The sequence below is a fragment of the Leclercia sp. UBA2479 genome (assembly GCF_002341985.1).
Taxonomy (GTDB): domain Bacteria; phylum Pseudomonadota; class Gammaproteobacteria; order Enterobacterales; family Enterobacteriaceae; genus Enterobacter; species Enterobacter pneumoniae.
This window is the reverse complement of sequence record NZ_DDPB01000001.1, coordinates 230,079-249,141: the sequence shown is the minus strand read 5'-3', so window position 1 is coordinate 249,141 and position 19,063 is coordinate 230,079. Positions and strand designations below refer to the sequence as shown.

The window sequence follows — 19,063 nt, the reverse complement described above, 5'->3', positions numbered from 1 at the left end:
CTTTCCTCTTTCAGAGTCAAGCGTTTATTTTCGCTTTTCTCTGCTGGCGTTCATCTCTGAACCCCGCTAACCCGGCGGCCTGTAAGCCGTTGTTCCGTGTCAGTGGAGGCGCATTATAGGGAGTTCTTCGGCGGTGACAAGAGTAAATTTGAAAAAAGTTTCTGACCGTGTTTTTTTTCACCAGATTGACCATTCCAACGCCAGTAATTGCGCTATTTGCTGTTTTTGCCACCATAATCACACTGCTGATGGCATACTCAATAGCATGAGAAATTAAGGAATATGCGTTATGCCATTAAGCGCACAGCAGCTGGCGGCCCAAAAAAACCTCTCTTATATGCTGGCAGAGAAGCTAGCCCAGCGAATTTTGACGGGTGTCTATGCGCCAGGAACGATTCTCCCGGGTGAACTGGAGCTCGGTGAACAGTTTGGCGTTAGTCGTACCGCCGTTCGGGAAGCCGTAAAGACATTAACCGCAAAGGGCATGGTATTACCTCGTCCGCGTATCGGTACGCGCGTATTGCCGCAAAGTAACTGGAACTTCCTCGATCAGGAATTGCTCTCCTGGTGGATGACCGAACAAAACTTTAATCAGGTTATTGAGTATTTCCTTGTTATGCGCAGCAGTCTGGAGCCTCAGGCTTGCTTGCTGGCCGCAACGCAGGGAACGGCAGAGCAGAAAGCACGTCTGAATACATTGATGGCAGAGATGGTGGAACTGAAGAGGAAGTTTAATCGTGAACGCTGGATTGAAGTGGATATGGCCTGGCATGAACATGTCTACGAGATGAGCGGCAACCCCTTCCTGACCTCGTTCGCTTCGCTGTTCCACTCGATCTATCACACCTATTTCACATCTATAACCCAGGACGAAGTGGTGAAGCTGGATTTACACCAGGCCATTGTCGACGCCATTCTCGAGAGCGATGGGCCGCGAGCCCTGAGCGCCAGTCAGGCATTACTTGCCGCACCAGCCAGGTAGAGGACAATGAATGACCATTAAAAAAGCGCGCAGTATGGCCGGCCTGCCGTGGATAGCGGCGATGGCCTTCTTTATGCAGGCGCTCGACGCCACCATCCTTAACACCGCGCTTCCCGCCATTGCCGAAAGTCTGAATCGCTCTCCACTGGCGATGCAGTCAGCCATTATCAGTTATACCCTGACGGTCGCGATGTTAATCCCGGTTAGCGGCTGGCTAGCCGACCGTTTCGGTACGCAGCGTGTCTTTATGGTGGCGGTATCGCTGTTCACACTGGGATCACTGGCCTGCGCGCTCTCAGGATCGTTAACTGAACTGGTTATCTTCCGTGTGCTTCAGGGCGTTGGCGGGGCGATGATGATGCCTGTCGCGCGCCTGGCACTCTTACGGGCCTATCCACGCAGTGAATTGTTGCCGGTACTGAATTTCGTGACGATGCCAGGGCTGGTTGGGCCGATACTGGGCCCGGTGCTGGGCGGCGTGTTTGTGACCTGGGCGAGCTGGCACTGGATATTTTTGATTAACATTCCTATCGGAATTGCCGGGCTCCTTTACGCCCGTAAGTGCATGCCCAACTTCACCACGCCGCGGCGGAAGTTTGATATGCGCGGTTTCTTCCTTTTTGGCCTGAGCCTTGTGCTCTTCTCGAGCGGAATGGAGCTTTTTGGCGAAAAGATTGTCGCCAGCGGGTTAGCACTGTCGGTCATCTTCAGTGGGGTTGTGCTTTTTCTTCTTTATATACGTCACGCGCGTCGTCATCCCACACCGCTCATATCACTCTCTCTGTTCAACACCCGTACCTTTTCAGTCGGCATTGCCGGCAATGTCGCTTCACGTCTCGGTACCGGTTGTGTGCCGTTTCTGATGCCGTTGATGCTGCAGGTAGGTTTTGGATACCCGGCACTTATCGCGGGCTGCATGATGGCCCCTACGGCAGTGGGATCGATTCTGGCTAAGTCAGGTGTGACGCAAGTACTGCGCCGGTTGGGTTACCGTAAAACCCTGGTGGGCGTCACCATCTTCATTGGCGTGATGATTGCGCAATTTTCGCTGCAGTCTGCGGCGCTGCCGGTGTGGATGCTGATCTTGCCATTGTTTGTATTGGGGATGGCGATGTCGACGCAGTTTACCTCGATGAATACTATCACCCTCGCGGACCTCACCGATGAAAACGCCAGCAGCGGTAACAGCGTGCTGGCCGTGGCGCAGCAACTCTCAATCAGTCTGGGCGTTGCGGTTAGTGCGGCGGTTCTGCGGTTCTATGAAGGTTTCGACGGTTCTAATACCGTCGAGCAATTCCACTATACCTTTTTAACGATGGGAGCATTAACGGTGGTCTCGGCGCTGGTCTTTATGTTGTTGAAGCCGAAAGATGGCAGCAACATGATTAAAGAGCGTCACAAACCTAAACCGACCCCCGTTCCATCAGAACAGGAGTAAGCTGCAGCCGCTGTTGCTGCAGCGCGGGTTGCGCCATTCGATGGATCAGCACGTCAATGGCCAGCTCTCCCAGTTCATCTTTAGGTTGATGAATGGTAGTGAGCGGCGGTGTCATATAGCGCGCCAGTTCGATGTCGTCGTAACCCACAATGGCGATGTCGTCCGGCACGCGAAGTCCCGCCTGATATAACGCCTGATAAGCCCCAACCGCCATAGCATCGTTGCCAATAAATACTGCCTGCGGCCGCTCTGCTTTTTGCAGCAGCGTCTGCATCGCCTCGTAACCCCCGCTGAACTCAAAATCGCCAGTAATTTGATAGCCATCCGGGACGGGTAAACCTGCGCGCGCCATGGCGACCAGAAAACCCTCCAGGCGCAGGCGTGCCGGCGTTTTATCCAGCGGCCCGGTAATGCAGGCGATGCGGGTATGGCCTTTATCGATAAGATGCTGGGTCGCCATATCGCCCCCCAGCAGGGAGTTATCCTGAATCAGATCGCTGGTGCCGTCGAACGGCGCCCAGTCCATCATTACCGTCGGAACGGAAGGGTAGCGTTGGATAATCTCCTTCGACGGCTGATGCGTTTCGGTGCATAGCAGCAGTAACCCATCGACGCGTTTCTGCATCAGCGTTTCCAGATTACTGTTCATACGTTGCTCGTCACCTTCGGTATTACACAGCACGAGGCTATAGCCCCGTTCAAAGCAGCTGCGCTCTACGCCGCGAACAAGTTCCGAATAAAAGGGGTTGGTACTTGCGGTAATAAGCATACCGATGGTGCGCGTCTGGTTGAGCTTAAGACTGCGCGCCAGCGCCGAAGGCGCATAGTTGAGTTCTTTGACTGCAGCTTCAACCTTCTCCCTGATCGCCTCACTGACGAAACGATCCTTATTGATAACGTGGGAGACAGTGGAAGTAGAAACGCCCGCCATGCGGGCGACATCTTTCATTGTAGCCAAGCATTACCCCTGTTGACTTAAGAAGTCATCAATCTCGTTACGCCACGGAACGGAAGGCTGAGCACCTTTACGGGTTACCGCAATTGCGGCAGCGGCATGTGCAAAGCGGATGGCATCGTCCAGAGATGAGCCTTCCAGCAGCGCGGTCACCAGCGCGCCGTTAAAGGTATCGCCCGCGGCAATGGTATCGATCGCTTTCACGCGGAATCCAGCCACGCGACGACCTTCCCCCTTGACGCTGGCCCATACGCCGCGACTGCCAAGCGTGATGATAACGGTTTCGATGCCTTTATCATGTAACGCCTTTGCCGCACGCGCCGCGTCGTCGTCGTTTTCAACGCGAATGCCCGTCAGCTTTTCCGCTTCGGTTTCGTTAGGAGTGATGATATCCACCAGCGCCAGTAGCTCGTCTGATAATACACGGGCCGGCGCAGGATTAAGTACGACAGTGGTATGATTTTCATGCGCAATTTTCGCGGCTGCCAGTACGCTTTCAACCGGCGACTCCAGCTGCATAAGCAGAGCCTGAGCGCCTGCAATAATGTCACGCTGCGACTCCACCCTTTCGGTGGTCAGCTGGGCGTTTGCGCCCGCATGAATACCGATAACATTCTCACCTTCGCCGTTGACGAAAATTAACGCCACCCCGGTAGACTCGCCTTTGACCACGCTGATCGGCGTAATATCGATATTGTCGCGTTGCAGCTGCTGACAAACGCGCTCGCCAGTATCGTCATCGCCCGTACAGGCAATAAACGCAATGCTGGCACCGCTGCGCCCGGCGGCAACGGCCTGATTGGCACCTTTACCACCAAATGCAACCTGATACTGGTTACCGGTTACGGTTTCGCCTGGGGAGGGGAATGAATCAAGGTTAAGAATGTGATCGGCATTAATACTGCCAAGGACGACGAGCTTACCTGCGGTTTTCATAATTGAGTGTCCATCTGAGAGCGCCACCGGGGTGACCCGGTGGCGTATGCCACACTTTTCTTTATATGTTGTCCTTCAGGCAGCCTGTTACTGCCTGAGCTGCCTATTACTGCTTGATGACCAGTTTCAGGTCAACGGGATATTTGGCCTGAACTTTTTCGCCCTTCAGCACTTTGTCAGCAGTCTGCACGCCAGTAACGCCGATCTGCTCAGGCAGCTGAGCAATGGTCGCAGCCAGTTTGCCATCATTTACCGCTTTTTCACCATCAGGCGTGCCGTCAAATCCAACCACCATCACATCTGATTTACCAGCGGTCTGCAATGCACGCAGCGCGCCCAGTGCCATTTCATCGTTCTGAGCAAATACCGCTTTAACATCCGGATGCGCGGTCAGCAGGTTCTGCATGACGTTCAGACCCTTAGTGCGGTCGAAGTCAGCGGGCTGGCTCGCCAGGACGTTAAATTTGTGGGCAGCAACGGCCTGCTGGAAGCCTTCACCACGCTCACGGGCAGCAGAGGTACCGGCGATACCCTGCAGTTCGATCACTTTCGCGCCTTCACCCGCTTTCTTCGCGATGTAGTCACCCGCAATCTTGCCACCCAGCACGTTGTCAGAGGCGATATGGCTTACCACTTCACCTTTGCTTGCCTGACGGTCAAGGGTAATGACCGGGATGTTAGCCTGGTTAGCCATCTTCACGGCGTTACCTACCGCGTCGGAATCGGTTGGGTTGATCAGCAGAATTTTAGTACCGCGAACGGTCAAGTCCTGAACGTTAGCCAGCTCTTTCGCCGGGTTATTCTGGGAGTCCAGAACCACCAGGTTATAGCCCAGTTTGTCTGCTTCTTTCTGTGCGCCATCCTTCAGGGAGACGAAGAACGGGTTATTCAGCGTAGAGATGACCAGCGCGATGGTGTCTTTCGCCATTGCGTTCGCACTCACGGTTGCGCTCAGTGCTACAGCAGAAACCAGGGTAGCCAGTTTTTTCATGTTCATATCAGAGATGTCCTGTAGTGTCGTCAGTTACTGTTTTTTGTTGTCTACCAGTACCGCCAGCAAAATCACCACTGCTTTAACGATCATCTGGTAATAGGAGGAAACACCTAGCAAATTCAAACCATTATTCAGGAAACCGAGGATCAATGCGCCGATCAGGGTCCCAACAATACGACCTTTACCACCCGCGAGGCTGGTACCGCCCAGCACGACCGCCGCAATGGCATCCAGCTCATAGCCTGTACCCGCCGTCGGCTGTGCCGAGGAGAGACGCGCCACTTCGATAATGCCTGCCAAAGACGCCAGCAGGCCGGACAGAGAGTAAACGATAATTTTGACTTTATTAACGCTGATACCGGACAGGCGCGTTGCCGCTTCGTTACCCCCCAGGGCATAGATATAACGGCCCAGGCGGGTATGGTGCAGCATGTACCACGCCGCCAGGAAGACAAACCCCATGATCCAGACCGGGGTCGGAATGCCCAGCGGACGGCCAATACCAAACCAGCCAAACAGATCGGCGTTGTCGGTAAAACCGGTATTTACCGGACTACCATTGGTATAAACCATGGTGACACCACGCAGCAGCAGCATCATAACCAGCGTGGCGATAAACGCCTGGACGCGGCCTTTAGCCACAATCACACCGGTTACCGCACCAATTGCCGCGCCGGCAGCCAGTGCAGCGGCCACGGCCACCAGCGCGTTAACTTCAACGCCAACAATCGACGCAGCGATGGCGCCGGTTAGCGCCAGCAGAGAACCGACGGACAGGTCGATCCCCGATGTTAAGATCACCAGCGTCATCCCGACCGCCATAATGGCGTTCACAGATGTCTGCTGAAGGATATTAAAGAGGTTATTAACGGTAAAAAAGTTCGGGCTCATGGTAGAGACAATCGCGATCAGCACCAGCAGGGCAATCAGCGATTTTTGTTCCATCAACCATGCCTTAGTGAAATAACGGCGACCAGAAACAGCCTGGGTAGTCATCTTCTTACTCCTGATTCACGCGATTAAGCTTGCCCACAGCGGCAGCCATCAGAACTTCCTGGGTGGCCTGCTCGCGAGTGAATTCACCGCCGAGATGCCCTTCGTGCATAACAATAATGCGATCGCTCATGCCTAATACTTCTGGCATCTCGGAAGAGACCAGAATGATGCTCAGGCCATCGGCCTTGAACTGGTTAATGAGCTGATAGATCTCTTTTTTCGCCCCAACGTCTACGCCACGGGTTGGCTCATCGAGAATGAGAACCTTCGGGCGCGTCATCAGGCCGCGGGCAATGGCCACTTTCTGCTGGTTACCACCGGATAACAGGCCAATCGCCTGATCCATCGACGGCGTTTTCACATTAAAGAGGCGCATAAAATCGCTGACCGCCTGCTGCTCGTCTTTATGTTTCACGCTACCGCCGCTACGGCTGAAGTAACGTAGCGCGGTTAAAGACATGTTCTCTTTAACCGACATACCGAGCACCAGACCGTCACGTTTACGATCTTCAGAAATGTAGACGATGCCGTTTGCCAGCCCATCCTGCGGTGAACGTGTGACCACCTCATGACCATCAAGCGTCACGTAACCGCTGGTACGGGGCAGCGCACCGTAGAGGACTTTCATGAGTTCGGTACGCCCGGCACCCATTAGCCCTGCCACGCCGAGAATCTCACCCTGACGCAGCGTAAAGCTCACATCGCTCACTCCAGGGCCGCAGAGATTATCCACCTTCAGACGCAGCGCACCCGGTGCTTTATCGAGACGGGGATATTGATCTTCCAGCTTACGTCCCACCATCATTTCAATCAGCGTATCTTCGTTGAGCGTCGCCACTTCACGTTCGGCAATAAACTGCCCGTCACGGAAGACAGTCACGTCATCGCAAATCTCGAAGATCTCTTTCATGCGGTGTGAGATATAGACCACGCCGCGCCCCTGCGCTTTTAGCTCGCGGATAACGCGGAACAGGGATTCGGTTTCGGTATCAGTGAGCGCATCGGTCGGTTCATCCATAACGATAACCTTCGACTCGAAGCTCAACACCTTGGCGATTTCCACCATCTGTTGATCGCCAATGGAGAGGTCGCCTACCAGCCGGTCGCTCTTAAAGCGCAGATTGAGCTTCGCCAGCAGCTTATCGGCTTCGGCATACATGGTTTTCCAGTCAATTTTGCCAAAGCGATTAACAAATTCGCGGCCCAGGAAGATGTTCTCCGCAATGGTGAGTTGCGGGATCAGGTTCAGCTCCTGGTGGATAATGCCGATACCGGCTTCCTGCGAGGATTTGGGACCCGTAAAGGTCGTCTCCTGGCCCAGCCACAGCAGCGAACCGGCATCGCGTTGATAGATACCGGTAAGCACTTTCATCATGGTGGATTTGCCGGCGCCGTTTTCACCCACCAGCGCCATCACGCGTCCGGCGTAAACATTTAGCGCCGCGCCGGAGAGGGCTTTTACGCCCGGGAACGACTTATCGATCCCTTTGAGTTGCAATAATGCGTCCATGATGGCCTCAGAAGGTGACGCCAGCACAGAGAATGATATTCGCATACGGGGAACACTCCCCGCTGCGAATCACCGCCTGACTGTCTGCGGTTTGTTGTTTGAACTGTTCGTGCGTTGTGTAACGAATTTCTATGGTGTTTCCCTGGTGTTGTTGCAGTTGCTCAATGTGGCTGAGCAACGTTTCGTGGAGTTGCGGATTATTTTGTTTAATCTCCGTCGCGAGAATGGCCGCCTCAACCTGCATCTCCGCCGTCACCACTTCCAGTACCTGCATAAACGAGGGGACACCCTGCGTTAATGCCATATCAATACGGGTTGTGCTACGGGGAACCGGTAAGCCTGCATCGCAAACCACCAGCGTATCGGTATGCCCAAGCCGGGAAATAACCGATGAGATATCTGCGTTAAGTACGGTGCCTTTCTTCATTTTTTTGCTCCACTAGCGAAACGTTTCGCTGAAATGAGTTTAATCTGAGGCGTGTTCAGAAAACCATCATGACGTAGCAGAATTGTGATCGGCTTCGAAACGTTTCGCTAACCTAAACTGGCGGGGTAAAAAAGAAGATGCCCGGCGAGGGGATCGCCGGGCTGAGGGGTTAAATCTCGACCTGTGTACCTAACTCTATGACGCGATTGGGCGGAATTTCAAACTGGTCAGGCGCACGCAGCGCGTTACGCTGCAGAATGAGATACAGCTTGCCGCGTAAACGTAGATACCACGGGCGTTTACCGATAATCAGCGATTCGTGCGACATGAAGAACGAGGTCTCCATCATCCGGCAGCTAAGACCTTCCAGACCGCAGCGGTGGAACACCTCTTCGACGTTTGGCGTTTCGCGCCAGCCGTAGCTCGCCACTACGCGCCAGAAGGTCGGCGAGAGCTGCTCAATCTGCACGCGACGCACGTTATGCACGTAAGGGGCATCTTCAGTACGCAGTGTCAGCAGGATAACCCGCTCATGCAGCACCTTGTTGTGCTTGAGATTGTGCATGAGGGCAAACGGGATCACATTTAATGCGCGTGACATATATACCGCGGTACCTGGCACTCGCACCGGCGGGGATTTCTCCAGCGAGGCAATCATCGCCTCAAGGGAATTACCGTGCTCGTGCATGCGACGCAGCAGCCGGAAACGCTCGCTCTTCCAGGTGGTCATCACAATAAACATCACCAGACCCAGCGTCAGCGGCAACCAGCCACCGGAGACAATCTTATCGAGGTTGGCCGAGAACAGCGGTACGTCGATGCAGAGGAAAGCCACCAGGATGATGGCGACGAGGAATTTGTTCCAGTGCCAGTTGCGATAAGCCACCGTAGTAGAAAGAATCGAGGTCAGCACCATGGTACCGGTGACGGCGATACCATAAGCCGCAGCCAGGTTGCTGGAGTGCTCGAAGCTAACAATAACGATAACTACCGCAAAGTAGAGCAGCCAGTTAATGAAAGGGATGTAAATCTGTCCGGACTCCATTTCAGAGGTATGGATAATCCGCATCGGTGAGAGGTAGCCCAGACGAACGGCCTGACGGGTCAGAGAGAAGACGCCTGATATCACCGCCTGCGAGGCGATCACCGTCGCCAGGGTGGCGATGAACAGCATCGGCACCAGCGCCCACTCCGGTGCCAGCAGGAAGAACGGGTTTTTAATCGCTTCCGGGTTCTTCAGCAACAGCGCGCCCTGGCCAAAGTAGTTAAGCACCAGCGAGGGCAGCACGACCGAGAACCATGCGAGGCGAATCGGCAATTTACCGAAGTGGCCCATATCCGCATACAGTGCTTCCACGCCAGTAATAGAGAGCACCACCGCGCCCAGCGCGACAAAGGAGACGGTTTTATACTCCATGAAGAAGTGGACCGCCCAGGCGGGATTCAGCGCCTGCAGCACTTCCGGGTTGGCGATAATACCGCGCAGGCCCAGCACCGCCAGAATCAGGAACCACGCCAGCATAATCGGGGCAAAAAGCTTACCCACCAGCCCGGTTCCGTGCTTCTGAATCGCAAATAGCAGTGTTAACACCAGAATCGAGAGCGGCACAATCCAGGTATCAAGCTCCGGCGCGATAATCTCCAGCCCCTCGATGGCGGACATCACCGATATCGCCGGGGTTATCACCACCTCGCCATAAAAGAAACTGCCGCCTATCAGGCCGATGATGACCAGAAACGAGGTCATTTTTGGCGAGGTATTACGCCCGGCCAGAGACATCAGGGTCAGGATCCCGCCTTCACCGGCGTTATCCGCGCGCATGACGAACGACAGGTATTTAATAGAAACAACACAGATGAGAAGCCAGAAAATCAGGGATAAAAAACCGAACACAGCGTCACGTTCAACGCCAAAACCAAACTGACCGGACAAACATTCGCGTAGCGTATAAAGCGGGCTGGTGCCAATATCACCGTAGACAACCCCGATCGCCGCAAGCGTGATTGCGGGTAATGATTGCTTATTCTCAGTGCTCATAGACTAGTCTTTTCGTTGATATAACAAATGTGTGCTTAGTCCCTTGGCCCACAAAAAGGCGCACAGTATGCACGATTCATTGCAAAATCGTACCCCTAAATGCAGTCCGCTTAACGTAACGCAAAGAAAATAGCGCCGCACTTCAGTCTATTACCAGCGCATGACGAAACGTCTATACTCGCTTCAACTAGCCGGATCCACGGCGAAAGGATGCAGAATAATTATGGCTCACACTCATTTATTAGCAGAAAGAATTTCTCGTCTAAGCAGTGCGTTAGAAAAAGGGCTGTTCGAACGTAGCCACGCCATTCGGCTCTGTTTACTGGCAGCACTGAGCGGTGAAAGCGTCTTTCTACTTGGCCCACCAGGAATTGCCAAAAGCCTGATCGCCCGCCGTCTGAAGTTTGCTTTTCAGCATGCCCGGGCATTCGAATACCTGATGACGCGCTTCTCCACGCCGGAAGAGGTATTCGGTCCCCTTTCCATTCAGGCGTTAAAAGATGAAGGGCGCTATGAACGACTGACTACAGGATATCTACCCGAAGCGGAAATCGTTTTTCTTGATGAGATATGGAAAGCCGGCCCGGCGATCCTGAATACTTTGCTAACCGCCATTAACGAACGCCGCTTCCGTAATGGTGCCCACGAAGAGAAGATCCCCATGCGCTTGCTGGTGGCCGCATCGAATGAGCTGCCAGAGGCTGACAGCAGCCTGGAAGCGCTGTATGACCGTATGCTGATTCGCCTGTGGCTCGACAAGGTTCAGGATAAGGCCAATTTCCGCTCGTTGCTGATTAGCCAGCAGGATGAAAATGACAACCCGGTTCCCGCCGGGCTGCAGGTTACCGATGAAGAGTACCAGCAGTGGCAAGGAGAGATCGGCAAAATCACCCTGCCGGATGCGGTCTTTGACCTGATCTTTATGTTACGTCAGCAACTGGATAACCTGTCTGGCGCGCCGTACGTGTCGGATCGCCGCTGGAAAAAAGCGATCCGCTTGCTGCAGGCCAGCGCCTTCTTTAGCGGCCGCGATGCGGTCGCGCCTATCGACCTCATTCTGTTGAAAGATTGTCTCTGGCACGACGCGAATGGCATGAATCTGATGCAGCAACAGCTGGAAGTATTGATGACCGGGCATGCCTGGGGTCAGCAGGAGATGCTTAACCAGCTCGGTGCTATATCGCAACGGCGCATTCAGTTGCAGCAGCAACAGAGTGATAAAACAGCACTACGCGTCAGCCGACAGAGCGGCATGTTTGCCCGTAAACCGCACTACGAACTGCCCGAGGAGCTGAGCGAGACCACGCTGACACTGTTACTCCAGCAGCCGCTCAAACTGCACGATATGCAGGTGATTCATGTCACTATCGAGCGCGAGCCTCTTGCCCAGTGGCTTAGTAAGGGTGGCGAAATCCGCGGCAAACTCAACGGGATTGGCTTTGCTCAGCCGTTGAACATGGAGGTGGACGGCAGTCTGCATCTGGTGATCCGCGACGTGAGTCTTCAGGGATCGCGCCTTGCGCTGCCCGGCAGCACCTCTGACAGCGTTCCCGACGAAATCACCCAGCAGCTGGAAGCGCTGGATAACGCCTGGCACCAGCAACATACGCGCTTTAGCGAGCAGCAAAAATGTCTGTTTATTCACAGCGACTGGTTAGGTCGTATCGAAGCCAGTCTGCAGGATGTAGGCGCGCAGATTAAACAGGCGCGTCAATGCTAACGCTGGATACCTTAAATATCATGCTGGCTGTGGGCGAAGAGGGGTTAATTGAGGAACTCGTTGTTGCGCTACTCGCCTCACCTCAGCTGGCGATTTTTTTTGAAAAATTTCCCAAATTAAAAACAGCCATTACCGACGATCTTCCCCGCTGGCGAGAAGGATTGCGAAAGCGGATGAAGGACACGCGCGTTCCGCCCGAGCTGACCGAAGAGGTGATGTGCTATCAGCAAAGCCAGCTGCTCTCCACCCCGCAGCTGATTGTCCAGCTTCCGCAGATCCTGACTCTACTGGATAACGTCCATTCGCCATTCGCAAGCCAGGCCCGACAGCTGGTGGCGGATAACGCCACCTTTACGCCTGCGCTCCACACGCTGTTCCTCCAGCGTTGGCGCCTGAGCTTAGTGGTGCAGGCCACGACGCTTAATCAGCAATTGCTGGAGGAAGAGCGCGAACAATTACTCAGTGAAGTGCAGGAACGTATGACCCTGGCTGGCGCGCTGGAGCCGGTACTGGTCGAGAATGACAACGCCGCTGGTCGGCTATGGGACATGAGTGCAGGTCAGCTTAAACGCGGCGACTATCAGTTGATTGTGCGCTACGGCGATTTTCTTACGCAGCAACCCGAACTGATGCAGCTGGCGGAACAGCTGGGGCGCTCCAGAGAGGCCAAATCAGTTCCGAAGAAAGACGCGCCGATGGAGACCTTCCGTACCCTGGTACGTGAACCGGCCACCGTGCCAGAACAGGTCGACGGGCTGCAGCAGAGCGATGATATCCTGCGGCTGTTACCGCCTGAGCTGGCCACGCTGGGTATCACCGAACTGGAGTATGAGTTTTATCGACGGCTGGTGGAAAAACAGCTTCTCACTTATCGGCTACACGGTGAAGCCTGGCGGGAGAAGGTGAGTCAGCGACCGGTTGTGCATCAGGATTTTGATGAACAGCCGCGCGGTCCGTTTATCGTCTGTGTAGATACCTCGGGTTCGATGGGGGGCTTTAATGAGCAGTGCGCCAAGGCGTTTTGTCTGGCGCTGATGCGGGTTGCCCTCGCCGATCGTCGCCGCTGCTTTATTATGCTCTTCTCCAGCGAAGTGGTGGGCTATGAACTGACAGGCCCGGAGGGGATAGAGCAGGCGATCCGCTTTCTCAGCCAGCGCTTTCGCGGCGGCACGGATCTCGCCAGCTGTTTTCGCGCCATTATCGAGCGCATGCAGGGCGGGGAGTGGTACGATGCGGACGCCGTGGTGATTTCTGACTTTATAGCCCAGCGATTGCCGGAAGAGGTGGTAAATAAAGTGAAGGTGTTGCAGCAGGTGCACCAGCATCGGTTCCATGCCGTAGCGATGTCGGCACATGGAAAACCCGGCATCATGCGCATCTTCGATCATATCTGGCGCTTTGATACCGGGTTACGTAGCCGCCTGCTCCGACGCTGGCGGCGTTAATTAAAGAAGGGCGTCGATGCTTTCACGCACCTGCTGTGGCCAGACACCGCACTGAACCTGGCCGATATGCGACAGCTGTAATAACAGCATCGTCAAACGTGACTGGCCGATACCGCCGCCAATCGTCTGCGGCATTTCACCGCGCAACAGCGCCTGATGCCACTCCAGCTGCAGGCGATCTTCATCACCCGTAATAGAAAGCTGACGCTTCAGGGCTTCTGCATCGACACGGATCCCCATTGAAGAGAGTTCAAACGCATCTTCAAGGATAGGGTTCCACACCAGAATATCGCCGTTCAGACCCGCAAAACCGCTCTCGCTTTCACTGCTCCAGTCATCGTAGTCCGGGGCACGTACATCGTGGCGCTGACCATCGGACAGCTTGCCGCCGATACCAATCAGGAATACGGCACCCAACTCTTTAGCAATGGCACGCTCACGGCCTTTGGCATCCAGATCCGGATAACGGGTCAGAAGATCCTGGCTGTGAACGAACTGGATCGTCTCCGGCAGGAACGGGGTCAGCCCAAACTCTTTGCTCACGGCCGCTTCGGTCGCTTTGATCCCGGCGTAGATAGCTTCAACCGTGGATTTCAGCGTGCGGGTATGACGCTCGCCATCCCCCATGACACGTTCCCAGTCCCACTGGTCAACGTAGACAGAGTGAATAGCAGTAAGACGGTCTTCATCGGGGCGAAGGGCTTTCATGTGCGTGTAAAGCCCTTCGCCCGCGCTGAAGTCGTGTTGTCCCAGGGTTTGACGCTTCCACTTCGCCAGTGAATGAACCACTTCGAACTGGGCGTCTGGCAGTGTTTTCACTTTAACCTGAACCGCTTTTTCGCAACCAGACAGGTTGTCTTGCGTCCCATCGCCCACACGGCTGAGGATAGGTGCCTGCACTTCTATCAGGCCCAGTCTCTCTTCCAACTGGCGGGAAAAGTGGGATTTAACGAAACTGATCTGGCGTTGTTTTGCGATGTATGCGGTTTTCATATTTATACTCCTGCGTCCTGTTGCAATTGATTAAGCAACAAAAAACGCCGCCATACAATAATCCAACAATAAAATGCCAACTACACTTTTGATTCGTTAAAATAAGACGCTAAAATAGAGCAAATCAGCAATCTACATAAGAAAAACCTATGGAAAATTATCAGATCGACAATCTGGACCGGGGCATCCTGGAAGCGTTAATGGCCAATGCCCGCACCGCCTATGCTGAGCTGGCCAAACAATTTGGCGTCAGTCCAGGTACCATCCATGTGCGCGTAGAGAAGATGAAGCAGGCGGGCATTATTACCGGCGCCCATATTGATGTCAGCCCTAAGCAGCTGGGCTACGACGTCTGCTGCTTTATTGGCATCATACTGAAGAGCGCGAAAGACTATCCTTCGGCGCTGGCCAGGCTGAACGCGCTGGATGAAGTCACCGAGGCGTACTACACCACAGGCCATTACAGCATCTTTATAAAAGTAATGTGCCGATCGATCGATGCCCTGCAGCAGGTACTTATCAACAAGATCCAAACAATCGATGAAATCCAGTCCACCGAAACCTTGATCTCCCTGCAGAACCCGATCATGCGTACCATCCGCCCCTGATCGGGAAAAATTATTCCCACATTTTCCACAGGTAGATCCCAGCTCGCTCACAGCGTACAATGTTTCCCTCTTTATATGAGCGAGCGATCCATGGCAGACATTACTCTTATCAGCGGTAGCACCCTTGGCGGTGCAGAATATGTTGCAGAGCACCTGGCTGAAAAGCTGGAAGAGGCCGGTTTTTCTACTGAAACCCTGCACGGGCCGTTGCTGGAGGATCTCTCTGTGGAGGGGATCTGGCTGTTGATCACCTCGACCCATGGTGCGGGGGATCTCCCCGATAACCTGCAGCCCCTCTACGATGAACTGCAGGAACAGCAGCCAGACCTCTCCGGCGTGCGTTTCGGTTCAATTGGTATTGGCAGCCGCGAATATGACACCTTCTGTGGTGCGGTGGACAAAGTTGATGCCGCATTTAGCGCCTGTGGGGCAAAACAGATTGGCGAAACGCTGAAGATCAACGTCCTCGATCATGACATTCCGGAAGATCCAGCCGAAGAATGGTTGGGTAAATGGAAAAATTTACTCAAAAACGATTAAAGATCGCGCGAACAGATGTGGATAACTCTGGTTAAAAGCTTGGATTAACCCGTAGTTATCCCACTAACAACCTTCGATTACTTTTTGTGCTGTGTATAACATCGCGATCTGATCCCAGCTTATACGTCGTAGGATCACCGATCATTCACAGCAAACGATCCTCTCTAACCGCATGATCTTATTTGTGAGATCCGGCTTATCCACAAGATCCGGCGATCCTAATAAGAGATCACAATAGAACAGATCTCTAAAGAAAGAGATCTTCTTTTTAATAGCCCAGGATCCCAGTGCTTTCTCGAAAGACTAAAGTTGAGTAGAATCCTCGGCCCGGGCTTCAATCCATTTTCAAACCGCTTTATGCGAGGCAGACCACCATGTTTTATCAGGATCCTTTTGACGTCATCATCATTGGCGGGGGTCATGCAGGCACTGAGGCCGCGATGGCCGCAGCGCGAATGGGTCAACAGACCCTGCTTTTGACACACAATATCGACACGCTGGGACAGATGTCCTGCAATCCGGCGATTGGCGGCATTGGGAAAGGACACCTGGTAAAAGAAGTGGATGCGCTTGGCGGCCTGATGGCAAAAGCGATCGATCAGGCCGGCATTCAGTTTAGGATACTAAACGCAAGCAAAGGCCCAGCCGTCCGTGCGACCCGTGCTCAGGCAGACCGCGTGCTCTACCGTCAGGCGGTACGCACTGCGCTGGAGAATCAACCGAACCTGATGATCTTCCAGCAGGCGGTTGAGGATCTGATTGTGGAAAACGATCGTGTCGTCGGTGCCGTAACCCAGATGGGGCTGAAATTCCGCGCGAAATCCGTGGTACTGACCGTGGGCACTTTCCTGGATGGCAAAATTCATATTGGAATGGATAACTACAGCGGTGGCCGTGCTGGCGATCCGCCGTCCATTTCGTTGTCGCGCCGTCTGCGTGAGCTGCCGCTGCGCGTTAATCGCCTGAAAACGGGGACACCGCCGCGTATTGACGCTCGTACCATCGATTTCAGCGTACTGGCGCAACAGCATGGCGATAACCCGATGCCGGTCTTCTCGTTCATGGGCAATGCGGCTCAACACCCGCAGCAGGTGCCGTGCTATATCACGCACACCAATGAAAAAACCCACGACGTGATCCGTAATAACCTTGATCGTAGCCCGATGTATGCCGGTGTGATCGAAGGGATCGGCCCGCGCTACTGCCCGTCGATCGAAGACAAGGTCATGCGCTTCGCCGATCGTAACCAACACCAGATCTTCCTCGAACCGGAAGGGCTGAACTCCAACGAAATTTACCCGAACGGTATCTCTACCAGCCTGCCGTTCGATGTACAGATGCAGATTGTGCGCTCCATGCAGGGCATGGAAAACGCGAAGATTGTGCGTCCTGGCTACGCCATTGAGTACGATTTCTTCGATCCGCGCGACCTGAAACCTACCCTCGAGAGCAAATACATCGAGGGGCTGTTCTTTGCCGGCCAGATCAATGGGACCACCGGTTACGAAGAGGCTGCCGCTCAGGGGTTACTGGCCGGTCTCAACGCCGCCCGCTTCTCCGCCGAAAAAGAGGGCTGGGCTCCGCGTCGCGATCAGGCATACCTTGGCGTGCTGGTAGACGATCTCTGTACGCTCGGGACCAAAGAGCCGTACCGCATGTTTACCTCCCGAGCGGAATACCGCCTGATGCTGCGTGAAGACAACGCTGACCTGCGTCTGACCGAAATGGGCCGTGAACTGGGACTGGTGGATGACGAACGCTGGGCGCGCTTCAACGAGAAACTGGAGCGCATCGAAACCGAACGTCAGCGCCTGAAATCGACCTGGGTGAATCCGCTCTCTGACTCAGCTGCTGAAGTGAACGCTCACTTAACTGCGCCACTCTCCAGAGAGGCCAGCGCAGAAGATCTGCTGCGTCGTCCAGAGATGACTTACGCACAGCTGATGCAGATGACGCCGTTCGCACCGGGCCTGTCAGATGCCGAAGCGGCCGAGCAGGTCGAAATTCAGGTGAAATACGAAGGCTATATCGCTCGCCAGCAGGACGAGATTGAAAAACAGCAGCGCAACGAAAACACCTTGCTGCCTGCCGTCCTGGATTACCGCCAGGTTACCGGTCTTTCCAACGAAGTGATCGCCAAGCTGAACGATCACAAGCCGGTCTCAATCGGTCAGGCATCCCGTATCTCTGGCGTGACGCCGGCTGCGATCTCAATTCTGCTGGTCTGGCTGAAAAAACAGGGTATGCTGCGCCGCAGTGCTTAAGATTTGTAAAATTGCCCGGTAAGGCTACGCTTACCGGGCGGATCGAACTTTACAGCAGAGGGAGCTGGTCTCCCTCTGACTGCATCTCAACAGGTATTCACCGTGCTTAACAAACTCTCTCGTCTGCTGGATGAAGCAGGTATTTCGCTCACCGATCACCAGAAAAATCAGCTGGTGGCCTATGTCGACATGCTGAACAAATGGAACAAAGCGTACAACCTGACCTCCGTACGCGACCCCAACGAGATGCTGGTACGTCATATCCTCGACAGTATCGTGGTGGCTCCTCATCTGGAAGGGGCGCGTTTTATCGATGTCGGTACCGGTCCGGGTCTGCCTGGCATTCCATTATCCATTGTGCGCCCTGAGTGCCAGTTCACGTTGCTGGATAGCCTTGGCAAGCGCGTGCGCTTCCTCAAACAGGTGCAGCATGAGCTGAAGCTGGAAAACATTACTCCTGTACAGAGCAGGGTAGAGGAGTTTCCGGCCGAGCCGCCGTTCGATGGGGTGATTAGCCGTGCCTTTGCTTCCCTGAATGATATGGTGAGCTGGTGTCATCACTTGCCGGGCGAGCAGGGGCGTTTTTATGCGCTGAAAGGGGTGATGCCGGAAGAGGAGATTGCGCTGTTGCCGTCGAAATACGCTGTCGAGAAAAGTGTGAAATTAAAGGTACCGCAGCTCACCGGAGAGCGTCATTTGGTGATAATTAAGCCAAACAATATTTAAAATATTAATAAAAAATGTGGAATTTGTGCTGTTCTTTGGGTGTTAAAAAGGCAGGCGTCATTCGAGAACAGGTCTGCCTTAATTTAACCTTGCTGTTACCGTGGATTTTCTTGCCGTTAACTATGGCATGTAGTTAACCAAAAATATAATCAACAGCGAAAGTATCAGCAGGCTAAAAGTCAAAAAAGGTCACTACGCTTAATGTTAAATATTTATTAAGAATGTCAATAAAAGGTTTTTATTGTGTACTGGCCTGTTTTAAAAATAGTTGGGTAAATTCGCCTTTATTTTCAGAAAGATGAATTAAAGCGTTTTAATTGTTTGATTTAAACGACCTTATCGTAAATGTGTATTTTGTGATCCCGTGCACGCTTTATCACCAACGTTTGCGCGCTGTTTGCAGTTTTGTATCCGCACAGGCTGTTTGTGGAAAAGTTAATAAATAGCGCTGGGGAAAAATATTTAAACATTTATTCACCTTTTCGCTACTT

The 19,063-nt window shown here is 53.7% G+C and carries 16 protein-coding genes; 8 read left to right on the top strand and 8 right to left on the bottom strand.

Going from position 1 to position 19,063, the window contains the following annotated elements:
- Positions 1 to 289: 289 nt before the first annotated feature.
- Entirely contained in the window at positions 290 to 982 is a 693-nt protein-coding gene (locus B3B59_RS01160) for a FadR/GntR family transcriptional regulator (RefSeq protein WP_040077682.1), read from the top strand.
- Between the two features lie 10 nt (positions 983 to 992).
- Positions 993 to 2,420: a multidrug transporter subunit MdtD gene (gene mdtD, locus B3B59_RS01155; RefSeq protein ID WP_233803299.1), complete on the top strand. Its 1,428-nt coding sequence runs from the start codon at positions 993 to 995 to the stop codon at positions 2,418 to 2,420.
- Here the strand turns inward: mdtD and rbsR are convergent.
- The 7 genes from rbsR to kup form a co-directional block, all read right to left on the bottom strand.
- Positions 2,386 to 3,378: a ribose operon transcriptional repressor RbsR gene (gene rbsR / locus B3B59_RS01150; protein WP_154298904.1), complete on the bottom strand. Its 993-nt coding sequence runs from the start codon at positions 3,376 to 3,378 to the stop codon at positions 2,386 to 2,388. The two genes, mdtD and rbsR, sit on opposite strands and share 35 nt — an antisense overlap.
- Positions 3,379 to 3,381: 3 nt before the next feature.
- A complete protein-coding gene (rbsK, locus tag B3B59_RS01145) occupies positions 3,382 to 4,311 on the bottom strand; it encodes a ribokinase (protein ID WP_286807919.1) in 930 nt (309 codons plus the stop codon).
- A 106-nt stretch (positions 4,312 to 4,417) separates the two neighbouring features.
- Positions 4,418 to 5,308 (bottom strand): ribose ABC transporter substrate-binding protein RbsB, encoded by an 891-nt coding sequence (gene rbsB / locus B3B59_RS01140; protein ID WP_040077687.1) that lies wholly within the window; start codon positions 5,306 to 5,308, stop codon positions 4,418 to 4,420.
- A 27-nt stretch (positions 5,309 to 5,335) separates the two neighbouring features.
- Positions 5,336 to 6,301 (bottom strand): ribose ABC transporter permease, encoded by a 966-nt coding sequence (rbsC, locus tag B3B59_RS01135; RefSeq protein WP_040077688.1) that lies wholly within the window; start codon positions 6,299 to 6,301, stop codon positions 5,336 to 5,338.
- A 4-nt stretch (positions 6,302 to 6,305) separates the two neighbouring features.
- On the bottom strand, positions 6,306 to 7,811 hold the full coding sequence (gene rbsA, locus B3B59_RS01130) for a ribose ABC transporter ATP-binding protein RbsA (RefSeq protein ID WP_212478229.1): 1,506 nt from the start codon (positions 7,809 to 7,811) through the stop codon (positions 6,306 to 6,308).
- A gap of 7 nt (positions 7,812 to 7,818) precedes the next feature.
- The gene (gene rbsD, locus B3B59_RS01125) at positions 7,819 to 8,238 is read right to left on the bottom strand and encodes a D-ribose pyranase (RefSeq protein WP_040077691.1); all 420 of its coding nucleotides are present in this window, start codon (positions 8,236 to 8,238) and stop codon (positions 7,819 to 7,821) included.
- A 169-nt stretch (positions 8,239 to 8,407) separates the two neighbouring features.
- Complete coding sequence (gene kup, locus B3B59_RS01120) at positions 8,408 to 10,276, bottom strand: low affinity potassium transporter Kup (RefSeq protein ID WP_046886368.1); 1,869 nt, start codon at positions 10,274 to 10,276, stop codon at positions 8,408 to 8,410.
- Between the two features lie 223 nt (positions 10,277 to 10,499).
- Here kup and ravA point away from each other — a divergent pair, with 223 nt between their 5' ends.
- Together ravA and viaA are read left to right on the top strand one after the other, a co-directional pair.
- Positions 10,500 to 11,996: an ATPase RavA gene (ravA, locus tag B3B59_RS01115; RefSeq protein WP_263616583.1), complete on the top strand. Its 1,497-nt coding sequence runs from the start codon at positions 10,500 to 10,502 to the stop codon at positions 11,994 to 11,996.
- On the top strand, positions 11,990 to 13,441 hold the full coding sequence (gene viaA, locus B3B59_RS01110) for an ATPase RavA stimulator ViaA (protein ID WP_040077694.1): 1,452 nt from the start codon (positions 11,990 to 11,992) through the stop codon (positions 13,439 to 13,441). The genes ravA and viaA overlap by 7 nt, the downstream gene beginning before the upstream one ends.
- On the opposite strand, the gene asnA is transcribed toward viaA, so the two are convergent.
- A complete protein-coding gene (asnA, locus tag B3B59_RS01105; RefSeq protein ID WP_040077696.1) occupies positions 13,442 to 14,434 on the bottom strand; it encodes an aspartate--ammonia ligase in 993 nt (330 codons plus the stop codon).
- A 149-nt stretch (positions 14,435 to 14,583) separates the two neighbouring features.
- Between asnA and asnC the strand changes: the two genes are divergently transcribed.
- The 4 genes from asnC to rsmG all read left to right on the top strand — a co-directional run bounded on the left by asnC (position 14,584) and on the right by rsmG (position 18,572).
- The gene (asnC, locus tag B3B59_RS01100; RefSeq protein ID WP_023331653.1) at positions 14,584 to 15,042 is read left to right on the top strand and encodes a transcriptional regulator AsnC; all 459 of its coding nucleotides are present in this window, start codon (positions 14,584 to 14,586) and stop codon (positions 15,040 to 15,042) included.
- Positions 15,043 to 15,132: 90 nt separating this feature from the next.
- Positions 15,133 to 15,582: an FMN-binding protein MioC gene (gene mioC / locus B3B59_RS01095; RefSeq protein ID WP_286807918.1), complete on the top strand. Its 450-nt coding sequence runs from the start codon at positions 15,133 to 15,135 to the stop codon at positions 15,580 to 15,582.
- Between the two features lie 374 nt (positions 15,583 to 15,956).
- Positions 15,957 to 17,846, top strand: coding sequence for a tRNA uridine-5-carboxymethylaminomethyl(34) synthesis enzyme MnmG (mnmG, locus tag B3B59_RS01090; RefSeq protein ID WP_286807917.1), 1,890 nt, complete (start codon positions 15,957 to 15,959; stop codon positions 17,844 to 17,846).
- Positions 17,847 to 17,948: 102 nt separating this feature from the next.
- Positions 17,949 to 18,572 carry a 16S rRNA (guanine(527)-N(7))-methyltransferase RsmG gene (rsmG, locus tag B3B59_RS01085; protein WP_040077700.1) on the top strand — a complete coding sequence of 208 codons (624 nt, stop codon included), beginning with the start codon at positions 17,949 to 17,951 and terminating at the stop codon, positions 18,570 to 18,572.
- Positions 18,573 to 19,063 lie beyond the last annotated feature (491 nt).